At 32.5% G+C, this 20852-nt stretch carries 26 protein-coding genes; 13 read left to right on the forward strand and 13 right to left on the reverse strand.

Annotated features, from left to right (window positions below; all coding sequences use genetic code 11):
- Together ACW9XA_RS09495 and pheA are read left to right on the forward strand one after the other, a co-directional pair.
- The gene (locus ACW9XA_RS09495) at positions 1 to 552 is read left to right on the forward strand and encodes an exosome complex RNA-binding protein Csl4 (protein ID WP_457764078.1); all 552 of its coding nucleotides are present in this window, start codon (positions 1 to 3) and stop codon (positions 550 to 552) included.
- A 3-nt stretch (positions 553 to 555) separates the two neighbouring features.
- The gene (gene pheA / locus ACW9XA_RS09500; RefSeq protein ID WP_457764079.1) at positions 556 to 1371 is read left to right on the forward strand and encodes a prephenate dehydratase; all 816 of its coding nucleotides are present in this window, start codon (positions 556 to 558) and stop codon (positions 1369 to 1371) included.
- On the opposite strand, the gene ACW9XA_RS09505 is transcribed toward pheA, so the two are convergent.
- Genes ACW9XA_RS09505 through folP form a run of 3 tightly spaced genes read right to left on the reverse strand, consistent with a single transcriptional unit; the run spans position 1368 to position 4198 of the window.
- Positions 1368 to 1835, reverse strand: coding sequence for a hypothetical protein (locus ACW9XA_RS09505; RefSeq protein ID WP_457764080.1), 468 nt, complete (start codon positions 1833 to 1835; stop codon positions 1368 to 1370). The two genes, pheA and ACW9XA_RS09505, sit on opposite strands and share 4 nt — an antisense overlap.
- A 35-nt stretch (positions 1836 to 1870) precedes the next feature.
- Entirely contained in the window at positions 1871 to 3301 is a 1431-nt protein-coding gene (gene guaB, locus ACW9XA_RS09510; RefSeq protein WP_457764081.1) for an IMP dehydrogenase, read from the reverse strand.
- 30 nt (positions 3302 to 3331) lie between these two features.
- Positions 3332 to 4198, reverse strand: coding sequence for a dihydropteroate synthase (folP, locus tag ACW9XA_RS09515; protein WP_457764082.1), 867 nt, complete (start codon positions 4196 to 4198; stop codon positions 3332 to 3334).
- A 33-nt stretch (positions 4199 to 4231) separates the two neighbouring features.
- On the opposite strand from folP, the gene ACW9XA_RS09520 reads away from it, so the two are divergent.
- From ACW9XA_RS09520 to ACW9XA_RS09540, 5 genes are read left to right on the forward strand one after another with little or no spacing between them, the layout of a single operon-like run.
- Positions 4232 to 4969, forward strand: coding sequence for a 6-hydroxymethylpterin diphosphokinase MptE-like protein (locus tag ACW9XA_RS09520; RefSeq protein ID WP_457764083.1), 738 nt, complete (start codon positions 4232 to 4234; stop codon positions 4967 to 4969).
- Positions 4970 to 5004: 35 nt separating this feature from the next.
- Entirely contained in the window at positions 5005 to 5574 is a 570-nt protein-coding gene (locus ACW9XA_RS09525) for a hypothetical protein (protein ID WP_457764084.1), read from the forward strand.
- 4 nt (positions 5575 to 5578) lie between these two features.
- Complete coding sequence (guaA, locus tag ACW9XA_RS09530) at positions 5579 to 7102, forward strand: glutamine-hydrolyzing GMP synthase (RefSeq protein WP_457764085.1); 1524 nt, start codon at positions 5579 to 5581, stop codon at positions 7100 to 7102.
- Positions 7102 to 7467, forward strand: a complete 366-nt coding sequence (locus tag ACW9XA_RS09535; RefSeq protein WP_457764086.1) for a hypothetical protein — start codon at positions 7102 to 7104, stop codon at positions 7465 to 7467. The genes guaA and ACW9XA_RS09535 overlap by 1 nt, the downstream gene beginning before the upstream one ends.
- Before the next feature lie 12 nt (positions 7468 to 7479).
- Complete coding sequence (locus ACW9XA_RS09540) at positions 7480 to 7740, forward strand: DUF2024 family protein (protein WP_457764087.1); 261 nt, start codon at positions 7480 to 7482, stop codon at positions 7738 to 7740.
- Here ACW9XA_RS09540 and ACW9XA_RS09545 read toward each other — a convergent pair.
- The 3 genes from ACW9XA_RS09545 to ACW9XA_RS09555 are packed head-to-tail and all read right to left on the reverse strand — an operon-like array spanning position 7737 to position 12028.
- Positions 7737 to 8603 carry an ROK family protein gene (locus ACW9XA_RS09545; RefSeq protein WP_457764088.1) on the reverse strand — a complete coding sequence of 289 codons (867 nt, stop codon included), beginning with the start codon at positions 8601 to 8603 and terminating at the stop codon, positions 7737 to 7739. The two genes, ACW9XA_RS09540 and ACW9XA_RS09545, sit on opposite strands and share 4 nt — an antisense overlap.
- A 42-nt stretch (positions 8604 to 8645) precedes the next feature.
- Positions 8646 to 10268 (reverse strand): thermosome subunit beta, encoded by a 1623-nt coding sequence (gene thsB / locus ACW9XA_RS09550; RefSeq protein WP_457764089.1) that lies wholly within the window; start codon positions 10266 to 10268, stop codon positions 8646 to 8648.
- A gap of 44 nt (positions 10269 to 10312) precedes the next feature.
- A complete protein-coding gene (locus tag ACW9XA_RS09555) occupies positions 10313 to 12028 on the reverse strand; it encodes an adenine deaminase (RefSeq protein WP_457764103.1) in 1716 nt (571 codons plus the stop codon).
- 118 nt (positions 12029 to 12146) lie between these two features.
- Between ACW9XA_RS09555 and ACW9XA_RS09560 the strand changes: the two genes are divergently transcribed.
- Complete coding sequence (locus ACW9XA_RS09560; RefSeq protein ID WP_014964306.1) at positions 12147 to 12428, forward strand: 50S ribosomal protein L44e; 282 nt, start codon at positions 12147 to 12149, stop codon at positions 12426 to 12428.
- The gene (locus ACW9XA_RS09565) at positions 12425 to 12622 is read left to right on the forward strand and encodes a 30S ribosomal protein S27e (RefSeq protein WP_300326428.1); all 198 of its coding nucleotides are present in this window, start codon (positions 12425 to 12427) and stop codon (positions 12620 to 12622) included. Before ACW9XA_RS09560 ends, ACW9XA_RS09565 begins: the two co-directional genes overlap by 4 nt.
- Here the strand turns inward: ACW9XA_RS09565 and ACW9XA_RS09570 are convergent.
- Genes ACW9XA_RS09570 through cobD form a run of 5 tightly spaced genes read right to left on the reverse strand, consistent with a single transcriptional unit; the run spans position 12605 to position 16784 of the window.
- Positions 12605 to 13189, reverse strand: coding sequence for an NTP transferase domain-containing protein (locus tag ACW9XA_RS09570; RefSeq protein WP_457764090.1), 585 nt, complete (start codon positions 13187 to 13189; stop codon positions 12605 to 12607). The two genes, ACW9XA_RS09565 and ACW9XA_RS09570, sit on opposite strands and share 18 nt — an antisense overlap.
- The gene (gene cobS / locus ACW9XA_RS09575) at positions 13186 to 13911 is read right to left on the reverse strand and encodes an adenosylcobinamide-GDP ribazoletransferase (RefSeq protein WP_457764091.1); all 726 of its coding nucleotides are present in this window, start codon (positions 13909 to 13911) and stop codon (positions 13186 to 13188) included. Before cobS ends, ACW9XA_RS09570 begins: the two co-directional genes overlap by 4 nt.
- Positions 13904 to 14875: a cobalamin biosynthesis protein gene (locus tag ACW9XA_RS09580; protein ID WP_457764092.1), complete on the reverse strand. Its 972-nt coding sequence runs from the start codon at positions 14873 to 14875 to the stop codon at positions 13904 to 13906. Before ACW9XA_RS09580 ends, cobS begins: the two co-directional genes overlap by 8 nt.
- Entirely contained in the window at positions 14872 to 15711 is an 840-nt protein-coding gene (locus ACW9XA_RS09585; RefSeq protein WP_457764093.1) for a cobyric acid synthase, read from the reverse strand. Before ACW9XA_RS09585 ends, ACW9XA_RS09580 begins: the two co-directional genes overlap by 4 nt.
- Complete coding sequence (gene cobD / locus ACW9XA_RS09590) at positions 15708 to 16784, reverse strand: threonine-phosphate decarboxylase CobD (protein WP_457764094.1); 1077 nt, start codon at positions 16782 to 16784, stop codon at positions 15708 to 15710. Before cobD ends, ACW9XA_RS09585 begins: the two co-directional genes overlap by 4 nt.
- A gap of 84 nt (positions 16785 to 16868) precedes the next feature.
- On the opposite strand from cobD, the gene asd reads away from it, so the two are divergent.
- The 3 genes from asd (at position 16869) to cyoE (ending at position 19415) form a co-directional block, all read left to right on the forward strand.
- Positions 16869 to 17945, forward strand: a complete 1077-nt coding sequence (asd, locus tag ACW9XA_RS09595; RefSeq protein WP_457764095.1) for an aspartate-semialdehyde dehydrogenase — start codon at positions 16869 to 16871, stop codon at positions 17943 to 17945.
- A gap of 178 nt (positions 17946 to 18123) precedes the next feature.
- Positions 18124 to 18483: an Lrp/AsnC family transcriptional regulator gene (locus ACW9XA_RS09600; protein WP_457764096.1), complete on the forward strand. Its 360-nt coding sequence runs from the start codon at positions 18124 to 18126 to the stop codon at positions 18481 to 18483.
- A 2-nt stretch (positions 18484 to 18485) separates the two neighbouring features.
- Positions 18486 to 19415: a heme o synthase gene (gene cyoE / locus ACW9XA_RS09605; RefSeq protein ID WP_457764097.1), complete on the forward strand. Its 930-nt coding sequence runs from the start codon at positions 18486 to 18488 to the stop codon at positions 19413 to 19415.
- On the opposite strand, the gene ACW9XA_RS09610 is transcribed toward cyoE, so the two are convergent.
- Positions 19410 to 19619, reverse strand: a complete 210-nt coding sequence (locus ACW9XA_RS09610; RefSeq protein WP_457764098.1) for a hypothetical protein — start codon at positions 19617 to 19619, stop codon at positions 19410 to 19412. The two genes, cyoE and ACW9XA_RS09610, sit on opposite strands and share 6 nt — an antisense overlap.
- A gap of 299 nt (positions 19620 to 19918) precedes the next feature.
- On the opposite strand from ACW9XA_RS09610, the gene ACW9XA_RS09615 reads away from it, so the two are divergent.
- Positions 19919 to 20389, forward strand: coding sequence for a hypothetical protein (locus ACW9XA_RS09615; RefSeq protein ID WP_457764099.1), 471 nt, complete (start codon positions 19919 to 19921; stop codon positions 20387 to 20389).
- Between the two features lie 23 nt (positions 20390 to 20412).
- On the opposite strand, the gene ACW9XA_RS09620 is transcribed toward ACW9XA_RS09615, so the two are convergent.
- Entirely contained in the window at positions 20413 to 20577 is a 165-nt protein-coding gene (locus ACW9XA_RS09620) for a DUF5679 domain-containing protein (protein WP_457764104.1), read from the reverse strand.
- Positions 20578 to 20852: the final 275 nt, after the last annotated feature.

Genomic DNA, 20852 nt, shown 5'->3' on the forward strand with positions numbered 1-20852 from the left:
ATGTCTGAAAATGCAATATTTCCAGGAGACAAAATAGCATCTATTGAAGAATATGAGGCAGGAAATAATGCTTTTGACGATGGAGACATGGTAAGAGCAGCAACAGTTGGAGAAAAAGACATTGACAAGATAACACGAACTGTCAACGTAAAACATCCAAAACTTCTATCAATCCCAAAAGTAGGGGATATCATAATTGGAACAGTTGTTGCAGTAATGTCATCCATGATTGCAGTTTCAATTGACTACATTAATGGAAAACCAACAACATCAAAAGTTGAATGTGTTTGTGGAACACGAAATTTAAGAATTAGAAATGTTGCATTAGTTAACGATATTGTTACGCTGAAAATTATCAGTCATCTTAATGGCACCATTCATGCATCAATTAGTGAGCCAAATTTAGGAATTTTATTTACCAAATGTAGAAAATGTGGAGGAAATGTTGTCCCAATGCGCGATGCAATAAAATGTACAGACTGCGCATGGATTGATGAAAGAAAACTTTCTTCAAATTTTGGAAATAGTGATTTCGTAAATTTAAGAGGCTAAGAAATGATACATGTTTCGTTCCAAGGTGAACGAGGGGCTTATAGTGAAGCTGCAGCAAAATTATTTTTTAATGAAGAAGTTAAGACAGTTCCCCTAACTACATTTGCAGAAGTATTAGATAGTACCAGCAATGATAGAACACAATTTTCTATTTTACCAGTAGAGAACTCCATAGAAGGAAGCGTAGGAGAGAGTTATGATTTGCTATACTCCACATCTCTTAATGCAACAGGTGAAATCTATCACAGGATTGAACATTGTTTAATTGGAACCGGAAAGATTGAACAAATAGATACTGTTTATTCACATCCACAAGCTTTGGGTCAATGCAGAAAATTTATTGAAAAACACAACATGAAAACAATTCCAGCATATGATACGGCAGGAAGTGTAAAGATGATCAAGGAAATAAACAAAGAAAATTGTGCATGTATTGCTAGTAGAGAAGCAGCTGAGATATATCAAATGCCAATCATCTTAGACAACATTGCAAATAATCATAATAACTATACGAGATTTTTGATCTTATCAAAAACAAGTAATTCAGAATCAGGCAACGACAAGACATCAATAATTTTTTCAATAAAGCATGAACCAGGCTCATTATTTAGAATAATAGAGAATTTTCATAGAAATAATGTCAACCTAACAAAGATAGAATCAAGGCCAACAAAAATGAATACTTGGGAATATAATTTCTATGTAGATTTTGAAGGGCATCAAAACAATCCTAAAATCTCTGAAATGTTAGAAAAAATAAAACAAGAAACTATATCTATGAAAGTTTTAGGTTCATATCCTTCTGCAAAATTAAGCTAAAACCCTTTTGGTTTTCTTAGAGTAAAACCCATGCTAAATCCAATGATTACCATTCCAGATGTAATCACCATGAGATCAAATGTAAACCAAATAGGATCAGAACTGCGAATCAATTTCCCAGTAATAGATAATTCAGTATTTCCTGTATTTTGAATCAGGATTTTTGTCTCACCATCTTCCAGGTGAACCCAATCTAAAGTAAGTTCTTTTTTGTATGAAGTGTGTGGAATTTGTAATCCGTCTGCAGGGCTTTGAAGTTTGAGATCAAAAGCATCACCGACTATTTTCAAATGTTGTGGAGTAGATGCAGGAGCGGGAATTGTGTAAGGTATAGTGTCACCTACTCCTAATACATAATCTTCATTAATTGTAATTGTTCCAATATGTGAAAGTAAAGAATAACCGCCAATTGCAATGATTACAGTACCGACTACTAATCCAATAATGGTTCTTTTAGAAAGCATGATTGAATAAATCTGGATACTGCTTAAAAAATTATCTACATCAAAGAAACATCATGAGGCTGACTTTCTGCAAATCCAGCTCTTGACATTTTGATAAATTCTGCATTTTCTTGCATTTGTTGAATTGTATGTGCACCACAATAACTCAAGCCAGAACGTACTCCGCCTGTTAATTGTTTTAGAATATCAGTTACAGTTCCTTTGTAAGGAACCATTGCCTCTACTCCCTCTGCAACATAATCATTAAGATCATCATCAAGTGATATTGTGCCTGATTCTTTGGATTTTCTTCCAATGGATGCAGCTAATGATGCCATTCCCCTATAGACTTTGAATCTTTTTCCATTTTTAGTCAAAACAGTACCAGGAGATTCATCAGTTCCTCCAAGCATACTGCCTACCATCACGGTAGAAGCGCCAGCAGCTAATGCTTTAGTTGCATCACCAGATGTTCTGGTACCACCATCAGAAATTATTGGAATTCCATGATCCTTGCCAATTTTTGCACAATCCATTACTGCCGTTAATTGAGGAACACCAGAACCTGTAATTACCCTAGTAATACAAATTGAACCAGAACCTACACCAACTTTAACGGCATCAACTCCTGCTTTAATCAAATCTTCTGCTCCTTGAGCAGTTGCAATGTTTCCTGCAATTAATTCACAATTTGGAAATGCCTTTTTGATATTACGGACTGTGCTCATTGCATTTTCACTATGTCCATGAGCAATGTCAACGACAAGAACATCTGCTCCTGCTTCTAAAAGAGATTCACTTCTTTCTAAAAAGTCACCTTTTACTCCAACTGCTGCACCAACCAATGGTCTTCCTTTCTTATCCTTAGATGCGTTTGGAAAATCAGCGTTGTTTGTAATATCCTTACTTGTAATCAAACCTTTGACAATTCCTGAATCATCAACAATTGGCAGTTTTTCAATTCTGTGTTTATGTAAGATCTCTTTTGATTCATCTAAAGTAACTCCTAACTTTGCAGTTACAACATCCTTAGTCATCACATCTTGAATTTTATTTGCTTTATTTGCAAATAGTAAATCTCGTTCAGTTACAATTCCTATTAATTTAGAATTAGAATCAACAACTAACAATCCAGAAATCTCTTTATCCTCTGCGTAAGTTAATGCATCTTCAACGGATTTGTCTGCAGAGATCGAATATGGATTTTCAATCATAACACTGCCAGAACGTTTAACCTTGAGAACTTCATTTGCTTGCTCTTGAATTGTCAAAAATCTATGAATAATTCCAATTCCTCCAGCACGAGCCATTGCTCCTGCCATAGAGGATTCGGTCACAGTATCCATGTTTGCACTCACAAAAGGAATGTTAATTGATAAATTTCGAGATAATTTTGTAGTTAGATCGGTCTGACTTCTACTAGTGATATCTGAATATTTGGGTACAAGAAGAACGTCGTCAAAAGTTAATCCTTCTTTGAATTCCAATGAAACCTTGTTAAGAAAGTAAAATATTGATTATAAGCCTTTGTGTTTATTGAGTAATTTGGATGTGATCGTTATCGCATCTTTGGTTGCCCCTACATTGTGAGTACGTATAATATCAGCACCGTTCATAACTGAAATAGTTTCTGCTGCAATAGAGCCAAAAATTCGATCGTTTGGATTTTCTTTTCTCAAGATTTTTCCTATGAATGATTTATTGGAAACGGAGATCAGAATAGGAAAAGTTTGTTTTATAGAATTTAGATTTTTCAGTACAGATAGATCTCTTTCTAGCCAATCTGATTTGATTTTTGTAAAAAATGGGCCTTTGCCAGATTTTCTAAAAAAACCAATAGCAGGATCTAATACAATTTTTTCAGAAGAGATGTTGGATTTTTTTGCTATTTGAATGCTATCTCTAAGTAATTTTTTAGTTGATGTTATAGGATTTCCAACTACAATCTTTGTGGAAAATGCACATAAAATTAAAGATGGAGAAAATTTTGATATTACATCTGGCATTTTTTCATCGTATTTTAGTCCAGATACATCATTGATTATTTCAACTCCATGCTCTAAAGCATCACTTGCAACAGATGCTCTGCAAGTATCAACAGAAATTGGGAGGTTTGTTGAATTTTGAATAATTTTAATTGCATCAATAATTCTTTTTGATTCAGTTTTTTCTGAAATCATTGTAGACAGATATGGAGCAGTAGACATACCCCCTATGTCAATAAAATCGGCTCCTTGACTTTCCATCAGTTTTACAGAATTTTTTATGCTTGTTTTACTAGTATTGACAGATTTTTTATAAAATGATTCAGGACTGGTGTTTAAAATTCCCATAATCCGTATAGGGTTCTTTCCACCTACGCTTACATTTGCAATTTTTGCCACATGGTTTATCAAATCTAATACAATTTGAGTGATATGATGATTTTAGGTTGGAAAAAGAGGTATTCTGATATTTTAAGAGAGTTTAGATTTAGTGAAAAAGAAGACAGAAAATCAGCCATTCTTTTAAATTCAATTTTAAAAAAATCAGATACCAATAAAAAAATTGAAAACATGTTAAAGGGAAAAACAGTCTTTGTTATTGGTTCAGGTCCATCATTGTCATTGGCAATTCCAAAATTAAAAAAATATAAAAAAATTGTTAAAATTGCTGCAGACAGTTCAATTAAACCACTTGTAGAAAATGATATCATACCAGATATTATTGTCACAGATTTGGATGGAGATGAATATACATTAAAAAAAGTTGGAAAAACAAATTCCATTTTTGTGGTACATGCACATGGCGATAATAAAGAAAAGTTAGGGTTTGTAAAAGAATTTAAAAATTGTATTGGAACAACACAGTCAACTCCATTTAGTAAAATTCAAAATTTTGGTGGATTTACAGATGGGGATAGAAGTATTTTTTTAGCAAATCATTTTCAAGCAAAAAAAATTGTTTTGTTTGGTATGGATTTTGGAGAACGAATAGGTAAATTTTCAAAAACTAAAAAATCAGAGAGAAGAATAAAATTAATGAAATTGAAACGAGGAAAATATCTTTTGGAGTGGCTATCTTCATTTACAAAATCAGAATTATTTACTACATCAAAGTCAATTAAAGGATTTAAAAAAATATCATATAAAGAACTGGATATTATAATTACCTAGAATGCATTTAATACCTAATCATCATTAATCAGATTATGAAGTTTTCAGAGGAGCAAGTTAAAGAAATCGTTGCTTTGAAAGAGAGTTTGATCGAGCAAATTGACAAACATCAAGAGAGTATAGAAATGCTTGAAAAAAATATCAATGTTTTAGATTTGTTCTTAAAAGATTCCAGTTTTACAAAAGCTTCTCAGCTGGAGATAAGAAAAGAGGTGGAAAACAAACAAGAGATCATAGAAAAGCCTGTAGAAAATTCAATTCCTATTAAAAGAGTCAATGATGGTAAAATTATTGCCAAGGCATTTGTTACACCAGATCAGGTTTCCATAGTTTTAGATAATGAAATTGCAATCAATGCAGACACACCACCTTTCAAATCATTCTTTCTAGACAGGATAATTGGAGAGATGAAAAGGAAAGATGTTGTTGAAGCAGAAAGTGGAAAAATCCAAAAAGAATCAGTTATCGATTATATTGTTAACAAAAACGGGGCAAATATTAGAGAAATTATAATTAAAAACTATAGGCAAAAAGAAAGAGTGAACGAGTTAATCAATACAGCAGGATGGTCATTGACTAGAATGCTAGAAAATGTAAACAAGTGATAATATGGATAAAATTGTAGTTTTAGATTTTGGATCACAGTACAGTCATTTAATCTGTAGAAGAATTAGAGAGTTCTCTGTTTATGCAGAACTAGTTCCTTATGATATTAGTTATGAAGAATTACAAAAGCTTAACCCTACTGGAATAATTTTTTCAGGAGGTCCATCTAGTGTTTATAGTTCAGATGCCCCAATTCCAGAAAATAAAATTTTTGATATGAATTTGCCATTACTTGGAATTTGCTATGGTCATCAGCTGATTGTAAATAAATACGGAGGAAAAGTAAAAAGAGCAAACAAAGAATATGGTTCATCACTACTAACAATTGACAATGATGAAGATCTTCTAAATGGAATTGGTGAATCAGTTAGAGCATGGATGAGTCATGGTGATGAAGCAGAGCAAATTCCAGAGGGTTTCAAAGTGATAGGTCATACCGAAAGTGCAAAAGCAGCTGCAATTGCATCAAAAGAAAAATCAGTTTATGGGATTCAATTCCATCCAGAAGTAGTGCATACAGAACAAGGTACGGAAATTCTAAAAAATTTCGTTTTGAAAGTTTGTGGTGCAAGACAAGATTGGACTATGGAAGGCTTTATCGATACGGCTGTTGAAAAAATTTCAAAGATAGATGGAAATGTGCTTTGCGGAGTTAGTGGTGGAATAGATTCGACAGTTGTAGCATTACTAATTCACAAAGCAATAGGTGATAGACTAAAGTGTGTTTTTGTTGATAACGGATTACTGCGATTAGACGAAGAAAAAGAAATTGAGGAAATGTTCAAGGATAATTTCAAAGTTGATTTTACAGCAGTAAATGCAGCAGATGCATTTCTGGGAAAACTCAAAGGAGTTGTAGATCCTGAAAGGAAAAGGAAAATTGTGGGTGAAGAATTTGTTCAGGTATTTACTGAATTTGCTAAAGGGAATGGTCCATTCAAATGGTTAGCTCAAGGCACACTGTATCCAGATATTATTGAAAGTGGCGTCTCAAAAGGACCTGCTGCAGTTATCAAATCACATCATAACGTAGGAGGGCTACCAGAATGGCTGAATTTAGAAATTTTAGAACCACTAAAGGACTTGTATAAGGATGAAGTAAGAAAAATCGCTAAAATTCTTGGAGTTCCAGAAAAACTTTTCATGAGACATCCGTTTCCAGGACCAGGTTTGTCAGTAAGGATAATCGGAGAAGTTACTCCAACAAAGCTAGAGATTTGTAAAGTAGCCAGCAAGATAGTTGAAGAAGAATTGATGGTATCTGGCTTGTATGAAAAAGTATGGCAAGCATATGCAGCAGTTGGTGATGATAGAGCAGTGGGAGTTGTAGGGGATGAACGTCGATATGGAAATATTGTAATGATTAGAGTTGTAGATTCAGTTGATGCAATGACTGCAGATTGGACAAGATTACCACATGGATTATTAGAAAAAATGAGTAACAGAATAACAAATGAGATTGAAGACGTTACTTGGGTCACTTATACCATATCAAGTAAACCACCAGCAACAATTGAGCCACAGTAGTGATAAAATTGGAATATGAAAAAATGTGTGATCAGATGTTAAATTCTGATAAAAATATTCGATATGTAGGAGTCTATGATTTTGGTGAACTATATGACAAAATTCGTCCTGGATTAAAAAGTCATTTAACAAAAGAAGAAACCGAGATGTCTTTATCTCAAGCGGTTTATCGATGGTCAACACGTAAAAAAACTTCAGATAAAATTGGAAAGCCAATATATGCACTGGCAAAATATGAGAAAATTTTCAGAATAACAATTCCTATTGGTGGTGCAGGTTTAATTTTGATTAGTACTGAATTAGATGCAGATGTAAATATGATAATAGAAAAAAGTATAACAATTAAAAACCAATATTCTTCATAGTTTGTGATTAAAATGGATTTTCATGTTTTTGATACATATGTAAAAGCAAAAGACGGACATACAATGCACTTTGATGTTGTCACTGACAATAGTGATGTAGAAAAAGCAATTTCATATGCAAAAGAATGGCTAAAATCGATTGGGGAAGAATCATCTATAGTTACAACAGAAGAATGTAAATTTTGTCACACTCAATCAGTACCAGAAGATATGGAAATTGAAATCATGACAGACGGATATTCAATTTCAAAGATGGAAGGATGTCCAGATTAAAGCATACAGGCACCAAAAACACCTGCAGAATCACCTAATTTATTTTTCAGAATCGGAGTATCCACCAAATCTGAAAAAACTTTACTGTAAACGGATTCTTTTCCTTCAGTGTATAAAAAATCAATATTAGACAAACCGCCACCTAGAACAATTGCGTCAGGATCTAAAATATCAATTACATTTGCAAGACCAAATCCAAAGTTCTCTAGAAATTCATCTTTCCATTTTTTTCCAATTTCATTATCAATATCAGTAAGAATTTTAGGCAGAGTGGAAGATTTTCCTGTTAATTTCATCCAATGATTTTCAAGTGAAGGGCCACTAATGTAAGTCTCAACACATCCAGTTTTGCCACAATAACACGGATTCCCATTACGATGTAATGTATGATGTCCCCATTCACCTCCAATATTTGTTCTACCAGGATAGAGTTTTTTATCAATTACAATTCCGCCTCCAACACCAGTACCAATAATTACACCAAAAACTAGATCAAAATCAATTGCAGCGCCTAATGTTGCTTCTGCCATTGTAAAACAGTTAGCATCATTTTCCATAGAGATTTTTTTTCCTAGTTTATTTTCTAAATCTTCTTTGAGTGATTTTCCAATTAGACATTGAGTGTTACTATTTTTTATTAATCCAGTTTGTTTAGAAATAGCTCCAGGCGTACATATTCCTAATGAAAAGTCAGAAACATTTTCTGAAATTTCTAATACTAGAGAAGAGATAGAATTTAGGATTTTTTGATAATCATTTTTGGGGGTTGGAATTCTTTTTCTTTCTATGACATTAAGAGTTTCATCTAATAGAATAGCTTCGATTTTGGTTCCACCTAAATCAACACCAAGTTTGTACAACAATGAATATCAAAAAGTAAAATGCTTAAGTTTTAACTAAAAGTTTTAGCCCATTGGAGGCATACCGCCGCCACCTGGAGCCCCAGATACAGCAATTACATCATCAATTCTGAGAATCATACATGCAGCTTCAGTTGCAGATTTAATAATTTGCTCTTTGACTGCAATTGGTTCTACGACATTAATTGCCATCATATCTGCAATCTTCAAATGTCTAGCATCAATTCCAGTCCATTTATGGCCTTGATTTTGTTTGGCTCTTAAATTGGCCATAGTATCAATTGGATCCATTCCTGCATTCTCAGCTATTGTAAGTGGAATTGTTTCTAATGCTTCAGCATATTTTTTAATTGCAAGTTGTTCTCTTCCATCAAAATTATCAGCCCAATCTTTTAGTAATGAGGCTGCAAATGCTTCAGGAGCACCGCCACCAGCAACAATTGCTGGTTTTTCAATCACATCTTTAACAACCATCAAGGAATCATGTATTGAACGATCGACTTCATCAATTACCCTTTGAGTTCCACCACGAATTAACATTGTAACTGATTGTGGATGTTTACATCCTTCGATGAAAACCCATTTATCAGATTCAACTTTCTTTTGGTGAGCTAAATCTGCAGTGCCAAGATCATTTTCTGAGAGATCATCAAGATTACTAATTACACGTCCACCTGTTGCTTTGGAAAGTTTAATCATGTCACTTTCTTTGACACGACGAACTGCCATAATTCCATATTTTGCAAGATAATGCTGTGAAATATCATCAATTCCTTTTTGACAAATTAACACATTAACTCCAACATCATGTAATTTGTCAACCATAGACTTTAACATTCTATTTTCTTCCTCTAAGAACATCTGCATTTGTGTTGGATCAGTAATTCTAATTTCTGAACTTAATTCAGTTTTTTCAATTTCTAATGCTGAATTAAGCAATGCAATTTTTGCTTTTTCAATTCTTGTAGGCATTCCACTATGAACAATTTCTTTATCCAAAACAATTCCTTTGATAATTTGTGTATCATCAATTGAGCCACCAGCTTTCTTTTCCACTTTGATATTTTCAAGGTCTACAGAATAATCATCGCCTTTCTTTGTTGCAATGCTAAGAATAGCATCAACTATGATTTTTGAAAGCAATGCACTATCTTCAGAAATTAGTTTTGATTGCATACTTGTTGTAGCAATTTTTAGAAGAGATGCTTTATCATCAGGTTGTATTTTCTTTGCTAATTCAGAGTAAATTTCAAGAGTTTTATCAGCTGCGGCTTGATATCCATCAATAATTGTTGAAGAATGCACATCTTTGTTAAGGAGGTCTTCTGCTCTTGCTAATAATGCACCTCCAAAAATTACAGAGGAAGTTGTGCCATCCCCTACTTCATTATCTACAGTTTTAGAAATTTCAACCATCATTTTGGCTGCAGGATGTTGAACATCGATTTCTTTCAAAATTGTAGCACCATCATTTGTAATAGTTACATCACCTAAGGAATCAACTAACATTTTATCAAGACCTCTAGGTCCAAGACTGCTTCTAACTAATTGAGCAACTAATTTTGCTGCAGCAATATTGTTTTGTTGTGCATCTTTACCTTTTTGCTGTAATGCACTCTCTTTTAGAACTAATACAGGTCCATTTGGTCCTTGTTGAATTGATGCCATTTAGATTCAGCTTCAATCCGCCAAAACCCCCTTTTTAACATTACTTAGTTGATCGGTGAAATGTAGCTACGTTTTTTCACATCAACAATTCCACCAGAAAGAATTCTGACTGAAGGTAAAGCAAGAAAAGGCAAGAATAATGGAATCAAATGAGGTCTAGAAAATTTAGAACCTGAATCTACTAGGGCATTATTGATTTTTTCAAAATCAGAAGAAACTTTTTCAAATGAGTCAGTAGAAATAATTCCTCCAAGTTGTAATGGTAATGAAGCAATAATCTTTCCAGATTTAACTACAACCAAACCTCCCTGATTTTTGATTAGATAGTTTGAAGCAATTGCCATATCAGAATCATTTGAACCAATCACGATCATATCATTTTCATGAAAACTCCAAGTCGAAGCAAAAGATCCTACATCTGCTCCAAAATTTTCGAGAAAACCAATTGAATGTCTATTTGTTCCATGAATTCTATCAAAGGCGGCAACTTTCCATATGTCAGAATCAATTGAAGCAGATACATGGCCATCTTTAGAACGAAGTTCAGCAGATCCAATCTTTGTAATTATTTCAGTTTGCATATAGATGGTATTTGCACTAACATCTTTGCGCTTTGATTTTATGAGAAAATCATTTTTTGAGAATTTTTTTAGTTTTACCGTTTTTTTAATCCATGAAGGAATAATTTTCTTTTTGAACGAAGTGACAATTTGTCCATCAGATACTACAAGTTTTCCTCCAACAAAGACTTTGCTTGGCTTGAATGATTTCAAGTCATCAAAAATTAGAATGTCTGCTAATTTTCCAGGGGCTATGCCACCAAGATCTTTTGTCATGTTGTAATAATCAAAATTATTCTTTGATGCCATTGTAATTGCGTCTATAGGCTTTAGGCCAAGTTGGATTGATTCACGAATGCAGTGGTCTATGTGTCCAAATTTAGAAATATCAAGAGGATCAAGACCGTCAGAACAGAACATTAAACGATTCGTATAGGTTCCATGAGATAAAACCCGTGGAATTATTTCTTTCAAATCACGTCTAATGGAACCTTCTCGAATCATTATCCACATTCCAAGACGCAATCTTTCTAAAACCTGATCAAAGTTAATTGGCTCATGACAGGACAACACACCAGATGAAACATATGCGTTAAGTTTTTTTTCACTTGCACCAGCAGTATGTCCATTAATTATACAATCACATTCAAGCATTGATGAAAGTGATTTCATTGTTTTTGGTTCACGAAGAGTAACTTTAGTCCATGAAAAAACTTCTCCCATTCCAAGAACGTGAGGGTGTTTTACTGCAGATTTTTCTTGTGACAGAGTCAAGGATTTACTACTACTAAATTTTCCATCAACAGGCAAGCCTCCTGGAACAACTTGAAATATTCGAATTGGAAGATCTTCTCCTAATTTAAGAAATTCTTGAAAACCACGATAACCTGCAACGCTAACAATATCAATAGGATCAGAGAATAATGATGTTACACCACAAAGTAAAGCCCTTTTTGCAAATTCAGAAGGCAATACAAATTGATCAATATGCAAGTGAGGATCAGCAAAACCAGGACCGACATATTTTCCTTTTACATCAATTACAGAAGTTTTTGGACCAACTGCATGTGATGCATCAGGGCCGACATATGCAATTCTTTCTTTAGTTATTGCAATCTGAATTTTTGGAATAATTTCTCGAGTGTATACAGATAACAAATTACAATTTTTTAAAATGAGATCGGCTTTCTTGTCACCCATGGCTACAGAGTTTAGAATAGAGATCGAATTTGCTAGGCTCGAAGTCACGTCTTTGTATTGGATTTTGCGCCTATTATAGATTCAATGCTTAAATTACGGATTAAGAGGTTTTGTTGATATGAACATCCCTAAGGTGATTCGAAAGTATTGTGCAAAATGTAAAACACATACTGAGCAAAAAGTTTCCATTTACAAGGCTGGAAAAAGAAGGGGTTCTGCCAGGGGTGAACGTAGACACGCAGAGCGTAAACAGGGATATGGGGGACAAAAATTCCCAAAATTAGCAAAACCGGCCAAAGTTACTAAGAAAGTTACACCACTTATGACATGTACTGTATGTAAAAAGAAATACAATAAAAAAGGCGTTAGAATTAAGAAATTTGAGTTGGTTGCAGCATGAAAAAAGATCACGTTGAAATTCCAAAGCCTTCAAGCAAGTTTCAAAAAGTCAATTGTAATGAATGTGGTGAATTACAAGTAATTTATTCACATGCATCAACCCAAATAGCATGTAATTCTTGTGGCAACACTATTTCAGAACCAACAGGATCAAAAGCTCAAATAAATGGCAAAATCTCAGGCAGTGCTGAGTAAATCATAATCTTGTTTTGAATTTAAATTAAAAGCAATTCTCTTATCATCAATAATGACATAATCCTCATCCAAATTTTCTAGAGAGGAAATCCTTTTTGAATTAATCAAAGAAATTCCAGTATAATGACATTTTTTGTCATCAAAAATAACAGTATAGTCAGATTCAAGGCCAAGTGAAATTAAAAATTCATTTGTAACAAGAATGCTTGTCCAAGTCTTTTTAGGATCAAATTCGCCTATAATTTTTTGAATAATTTCTTTATCTAATAATGGTAAATCACCAGATGTAACTAAGACATCATCATGAATAGAGGTCAATGCCAAATTAAGATCTTCTACATATCCAATTCCCGGAGTATCAAAAGTTTCAACATTATTTTCTTCTAATAGTTTTTTTGTTTTAGGAGAATTACAACTGGTAACAGCTAATATTTTTGAAAAAGAATTTGAATTTTTTAATGAATCAACTACATGAAGAATTATAGGTTTTTTATATTCTAACAATAATTTTTCACTATCTAAATTCATCCTGGTACCTTTTCCACCTGCCATTATAATGCCAATCATAATGAAACAAATACCATCAATGAAGCTAATCGTGTAAATTCATTAGTTGCCCCAAGTACATCACCAGTAATTCCACCAAAACTACGAGTAGAAAGAGATAAGATGAACATAGTTAATGCAATAACCACTCCAAGCATTATCAATCCAGTTGTTTCACCAATTATAATAACAGGAATCAACATTATCAAAAATGCTGCTACAATCTTTTTCTTATCCTTCATGAATTCAACAAAGGGGGAATTTGAGCCTAAAGATGCAGATTTACCTAAACTAGCCATCATCACCATTGAAAATTTTGCTAATATCTCACTGACCAAAATTGCCTTAAACAAATCAAATCCACTAGTAAGAGAGATAGTAATGATCAATCCAATAAAATACAAAACAATTGTGACAATTCCTGCAGATCCGGTGGAAAGATCTTTCATAGCTTTTAGCTTTTTATCTTTTGTACCTTTTACCATAAGCCCATCTGCAAAATCAGCCAAACCGTCTGTATGATGGATTCCAGTTACAATTGCAATAGATGCAACAACTAGCAAGCTTACTAACAAAGGATCTAAGAAAAATGACAAGCCAAAACCAAATGAACCAATCAACAGTCCAATGGCAATTCCAACAATTGGGAACATGAACATGTATTTTGCAATATTATCTAAAGTAGCATTTGACGATGGAAAGATTGTTAAAAATGAGAAAACAGATCCAATTTCTTTAAGCATGTATCCACCATCCAATTAACGATAAAACGTAAATTATTGGAACGACAACCATTCCAAAGAAAAGTATCGATGTAAGTTTCATAATTGCAATAGCTGAATGCACATGATCTTTTGTCAATGTGATTTCACCCTGACCTAATTTGTAATGATTAATTTTTTCAAATTTTGTTTCTAATGCTCCTGCTAAAGCAGCCATAGGATATCCAGCATTTGGACTTTCAGTCTTTTTCCCATCTCTGATCATTATTTTGTAGGATTCTTTCCAATTATTTTGTAAAATAGCAGCTGAAATAATCATAATTAATCCTGTGAGTCTAGATGGAATGTAATTTAAAATACTATCACAAGTTGCCGCAAACCAACCAATATTTCTAAAAATATCAGTCTTGTATCCAATCATAGAATCTGCAGTATTTATCACACGATAAACAAATGCTCCAGGCAATCCAAAAAAAGCATAGTAGAACATAGGTCCTGTAATTCCATCCACTGTATTTTCACTGATACTTTCAAGCACGCCTGAAATAATGTGATTTTTGTCTAAATCAGTCGTATTTCTCTTTACAATCATCGACAGATTATTTCTAGCCATGTCAAGATTTTTCTCATCAAGAAATTGGATAACAGATTCTGCATGTTTTTGCATTCCATGAATGGCAATTGTGCTTTTTAACAATAATGCACTAATTATTACAGAAATAATTAACGATACATAATCAACAGTAATCAAAGAAATTCCAATATCTAATGTAAAAAGCAATAAAATTACTATGAAAGAAGTTATCATAATAACACAAATTCCTCCAAATTTTTCTAGTGTAGAATTCTCATTTTTTGCAACTAGAGTAAGTTTTGCAAGAAAAGATCCAATCCAAGCTGTTGGATGATATTTATTTTTAGGATCACCAAATTTGAAATCAAGCAAAAGAGCAGCACTAATTACTAATAAGGATTCAACAATCATTGTAACATTTTCTCAATATCTTTTATTGCAATATTTGATTTGATAGTTTTTGCTAATTTATCTAACTCATGATCAATTTTTGAAATATTTTTTTTATTCCATAAAAATTCTTTGGGATTAGCATTGAGAGAATCCTCTTCTGGTAAGTCAAGAGTCATCAAAGGAATTGTTCCTAGAATAGGTTTCTTTGTGATTTTTTTGAGTTTTTGAAATCCTGGTTTTAGAACATCTAGATCTCCTCTAAATTTGTTAAATACAAAACCTTTTACTAATTTTTGATATTTTTTTTCAATTAGAGTCATTGTTCCAACAAGACTTGCAAAAGCACCGCCCTTATCTATATCTGAAACCAATAATACAGAAGCATTAGCTTTTTGTGCAATTTTCATATTTGCAATATCAAATTTTTGCAGATTTATTTCTGCTGGAGATCCTGCTCCCTCCAAAATGACCAAATCAAAATTTTTTTGTAGTGATTTTAATGATTTTGTAGCCATACAAATTCCTTCATGATTAACAAATTTTTCATAATACTCTTTTGCGTGCATTTTCTTGTATAATTTTCCATTAAGATACACAAGGCTATTGTAATTTCCCATAGGTTTGAGTAAGATAGGATTTAGATCAGAAGTGATTTTGCATCTTGCACCAATTGCTTGAATTGCTTGAGCACGAGATATCTCAAATTCAGGCGTGACATATGCAAAATTTGACATATTTTGAGATTTAAACGGAGCAACACTGTAACCTTTATCAGAAAAAATTCTGCACAGTCCTGCTACTAACGTTGTTTTACCAGCCCCTGATGATGTACCTTGTATCATTAAAGATTTCATTCTACATTCTCCAATGCTTTTACAAGTTTTAAATTATCTTTATGAGATTTTACAGCAACTCTAATGTAATGATTATTTAATCCTCTAAAATTTTTACAATCACGAACTAAGATATTTTGTTCAAGTAATTTTTTTTGTAATTTTGTTGAATCTTTTTTTGTTTTTATGAGAATGAAATTTGTTGATGAATTAATACAAATAAATCCATTTAATCTGTTAATTTTATTTGTTAAATAATTTAATTCTTTTTTAATTACTAAATTTGATTTAATGAGATGTGATTGAGTTTTAAGAGCGCTGGTTGCAGCATCTTGAGCCAAAGAATTAACACTCCACGGAATTTTTATTTTTTGTAAAATTTCAATCATTTGTTTTGATGCTATAGCATAACCAATTCTAATTCCTGGCAGTGCAAAAGATTTTGTCAATGAACGCAAAACAAAAAGATTGTTATGTTTTTTGACATAAGATATTACAGATTCGTTAGAATCTGGAACCATTTCAATAAAACATTCATCTACAAATACAAATGTAGAAAGTTTTTTTGCTTTTTTAATTATTTCAAGTAATTCATTTTTGGGTAAAAGTTTCCCTGTAGGATTGTTAGGATTACAAATGAATATGCATCCATTTTTTGGAATTTGTGAAATGAATAAATCTAAATTCTCAGATAAATTCATTGTTTTAAAGTATGAAATTACACAGTCGTTAAGTTTAGCTGCTGCTTCATATTCTTGAAAAGTGGGAATTGGAATCAAGACTTTTGTTTTTTTAGATAAGAATGCAAAACAAAAATTGTAGATTATTTCAATTGCTCCATTTCCAACTAAAATATTTGATTTCTCATACCCAGTGTATTTTTTTAGGCTTGAAATCACCGATGATGAACTAAAATCAGGATAATTTTTGATATTGTCAATATTTTTTTTAAGGATTTTTTTTACTGACGGTGGAATTCCAATTGGGGAAATATTTGAACTAAAATCAATTATTTGATGATTGGTTAAAGGAGGCCTTCCTCCATGGATCACAGGTACATGTTTACGAATGGGTAATTTTGTTCTTATTTTCACAGTTCCAAGTAGAATTAGCAGATATAGTATGTTTTGGTAATATCCAGAAAACGATTATTAGGTGAAAGCGATCAATGACTAAACATGGGCAAGAAAAGAGTCGCAATTATCGGAGTTACAGGTTCTGTAGGTCAGGAATTTGTGCAGTCATTAAATAATCATCCATGGTTTGAAGTGACCCAAATTGCAGCATCTTCACGTTCTGCAGGAAAAAAGTATATTGATGCAATTAAAGATGCTAGCGGCATAGTCTCATGGGATGTAGGAGGAGAAGTTCCAGAATACATCAAAGAAATGACAGTAAGATCAATTGATGAATTAGATGTATCTCAATTGGATTTAGTATTTTCAGCAGTTGAATCAGAGGCTGCTAGAGACATAGAAACCAAAATGGCAGAAGACTTGCCAGTGATTTCAACAAGTTCAGCTTATAGATATGAAGAAGATGTTCCAATTTTAATTCCAGGAATCAATGACGAACAAACAGAATTACTTGAAGTGCAAAAAAAGAATAGGAATTGGAAAGGTTGGGTAGCACCATTACCAAATTGTACTACTACAGGCTTGGCAATAACATTAAAACCACTACTTGAAAAATATGGAGCAAAAAAAGTTATGATGACTTCAATGCAAGCAATTTCAGGAGGTGGAAAATCAGGAGTATCAGCTATGGGCATTACAGATAACATTATTCCATATATCCCAAAAGAAGAAGGAAAGGTAAGATTAGAAACAAGGAAAATTCTGGGTAAACTAAAAGATGGAAAAATTGAAGATGCAGATATTAGAATTAGTTGTACCTGTACTAGAGTACCAGTAATTGATGGACATACAGAATCGGTCTTTGTAGAAACTAGAGATGAAATTGATCCATCAAAAGCAAAAGAAACTTACAATGATTATAACAAAGGCATTTCTGTAGCAGGATTACCATCGGCTCCAGAAAATTATTATGCATTTCATGAAGATCCTACAAGACCTCAGCCAAGAATGGAAAGAAATGTTGGAGATGGAATGACTACAACTATCGGCAGAGTAGAAAAAGAAGAATTATTTGATAATGGTCTGAAATACATGCTGTTCTCTCACAATAAGAAAATGGGTTCAGCAAAAGGTGCAGTGTTGTTAGCAGAAATGTTGTACAAAAAAGGCAAGATTTAGATAATTTTTGTAATTTTTACAATAATAACTTTATAAGATCCAGAAAACTAGATCGACTCAGGTGTTTTAGACGGCAAAAGTAGATGACTTAGATTTACAAATTTTATCAGAGTTATCCAATGACGCTTCAATTTCTGTTCCTCGATTATCAAAAAAAATTAATGTTAATTCATCAGTAGTGTATTCAAGAATCAAAAGATTAGTCAAAAGAAAACTGATAGAACGTTTTACAATTGTTGTTAACGATGAAGAATTAGGGTATAATGTGAAAGCATTAACTGGAATCAATATGGATACGAAGAAAAGAGATCACATTATTGAAGAATTATTCAAGATTGATGGAGTTAGAGAAGTAGCCGAAGTAACAGGTAGATTTGACATCCTTGTTACAATGTATTCAAAATCATTGGATCAAATGCATAAAATGGTCTCTGAGAGAATTGGAAGAATTGATGGAATTCAATCTTCTGAATCATTCATAGAAATGAAGTCACGAATGAAAGCAATGCCATATATGCCATCAAAGGATAGTGACTAATATTGCAAAAACAAAAGTCTGAATCCAGAGTAGCCGTATATTATGAATTAACAAAACCCAAAATTTGGTATTTGTTAGTTTTTACAGCATTTGGTGCAGCATTGACAGCATCTAACATTTATGGAATTGAAATTTCTCCAGCAACATGGATTTTGATGTTATTTTCAGTTGCAGCCGGTTCAGCCGCTGCAAATACTTTGACAAATTATCATGATAGAGACATTGACGCAATAATGGAGAGAACTAAAGATAGACCTTTACCATCAAAAAGAATCTATCCTGCAGTTAAAGCTAGAAATTTTGGATTAGCGTTAGCAGGCATTTCTTTAGTTTTAGCATTTGGAATTTCTTTTACTACCACACTAGAACAAGGTGTATGGGCAACTGCATTTATTGCATTTGGATTAGTTAACAACATTCTGATTTACTCATATGTTCTAAAAAGAAATTCAAGAACCAACATAATTCTAGGAGGGTTATGTGGTGGTTCACCACCTATGATTGGTTGGGTAGCTGTAAGTATGTCAGATTTATGGACTATGGGTCTTGCAATGGCAGGATTGGTGTTTATTTGGATTCCAATGCATATTTGGGCTCTTACTTTACATTTCAAAGAAGATTATAACAAAGTAAATGTTCCAATGTTAACTGCGGTACAATCAGAAAAAACTTCTGCAAGAGCTATTGCACTTTCGACAGTTGTAATGGTATTGTTTTCTATTGCTCCATTTTTTATTACAACTCAAAGTGGTGATGAAATGGTAGGAGCGGTATATCTATGGACTGCCATTGCATCAGGAGGATTAATGGTAGGATTATCAATATGGGTCATAATCAAACCTATGGAAAAAGCTGCATGGACTTTGTTTAAATTTTCTAGTCCATATCTAGCAGTATTGTTTATTGCATTAATGGTTGATTCTGCATTATAAAATACTGCCTTTATCATCTAAACTATTAAGTTCTTTAGTTATTTCAGAATGATTTTCTACCAAGGTTTCTAATTCATTTTTTAATTGATCAGAATTCCAATCAGATGAGATTAACGAAGTTAATTTTGCAACAATTTTCCACTGAAAATTATTTTGATCATCAATTAATTCTAAAAATCGCTTTCCTTTTTCATCATCATTCATAATTTTTTCTCAGAAAACAATCATAAAAAGTTAGCATTGGTAATTACATTATTTCAAAGTTTTATTAGCAAAGTATAGATCTATTTTTAATAATGCAATGCAGTATTTCAGAATGTAAAGAAAAATCGATTGAAACCGTAAAAATCAGTTTTAGGGAAACAAGAAATCTATGCGAGGAACACTACAAATTATTTATTAATAAAGACAAAAAGCACATTCCAAAATTTTCTAAAGCATCAAATTCTTAGTGTCTATAGAATTATTGAAAGATTTAACATCTACCATTTTTAAAACAAAATATGGTAGCCAAGAAAAAAAGTAATCCCAAAAAAAATGTAAAGAAAACAGCATCAAAGCCAAAAAACCAAGGTAAAACTACATCTAAAAAGCCTGAATTTGAAAAAGCATGGAGAGACTACAATTCTGCTTTAAATGGATGGAAGGAATCTCTTGCGCAATGGCAAAAAGCTACAAATGAAACTTTAATGACATATCATGACGCATGCCAAAAAGCATTAGAATCAGATGCTGAATTATTAAAAAAAGTTAGTTCAAGTTGGGAAAATACTTGGGAGGAGATAGGCCCAGAATACATCAAACAACAAACAAAGATGATAGAAAATATCTTTAAAGAAACCAATATCGAATCAATAAAAAAATTCAACAGTCAATGGGAAAAATTTCTCAAAACTTCTGGGGATGATTCGATAATGGCATACCAAGAAGCTATCAAAAAATTTAATCAAGCATGGCAATCTGGACAAATGTAATTTTTATACATTAGATAAAATTTTTATTTTTTCATTTTTCCAATTCTGAAAACTTTAGATTGACATATTGAACAAAATCCTCTAATAGCAGGCCTACCATTTTTCATAGTAGTTTCTTCGGGATTTTTGATTTGTCTTTTAGTTTTACACTTAACACAATATGCTTCTTGTGAAACAGTTTCTGAAATTTTTGATTCAGAGTCATCATGATGATTTATCTTATTTTCAATATCATCAAGTTTTTTATTTTGTTTTCGTAGTTTTTGTATAATTTCATGTTCTATATCCACAGCCTCAAGTTTTTCAATTTCTTTTTCTAATTTCTTAACTTTAGAAAATTGTTCAGGAGTAGCTTCTTCATGATTAGAACTAGGGAAATTTTGATGTGATAGAATATTTTCTAAATCATCTATCTGTTGTTGTAAATCATTTACCTGTGATAATTGTTCAGGAGTAGCTTCTT

The sequence above is a fragment of the Candidatus Nitrosopumilus sp. bin_6a genome (assembly GCF_054095695.1).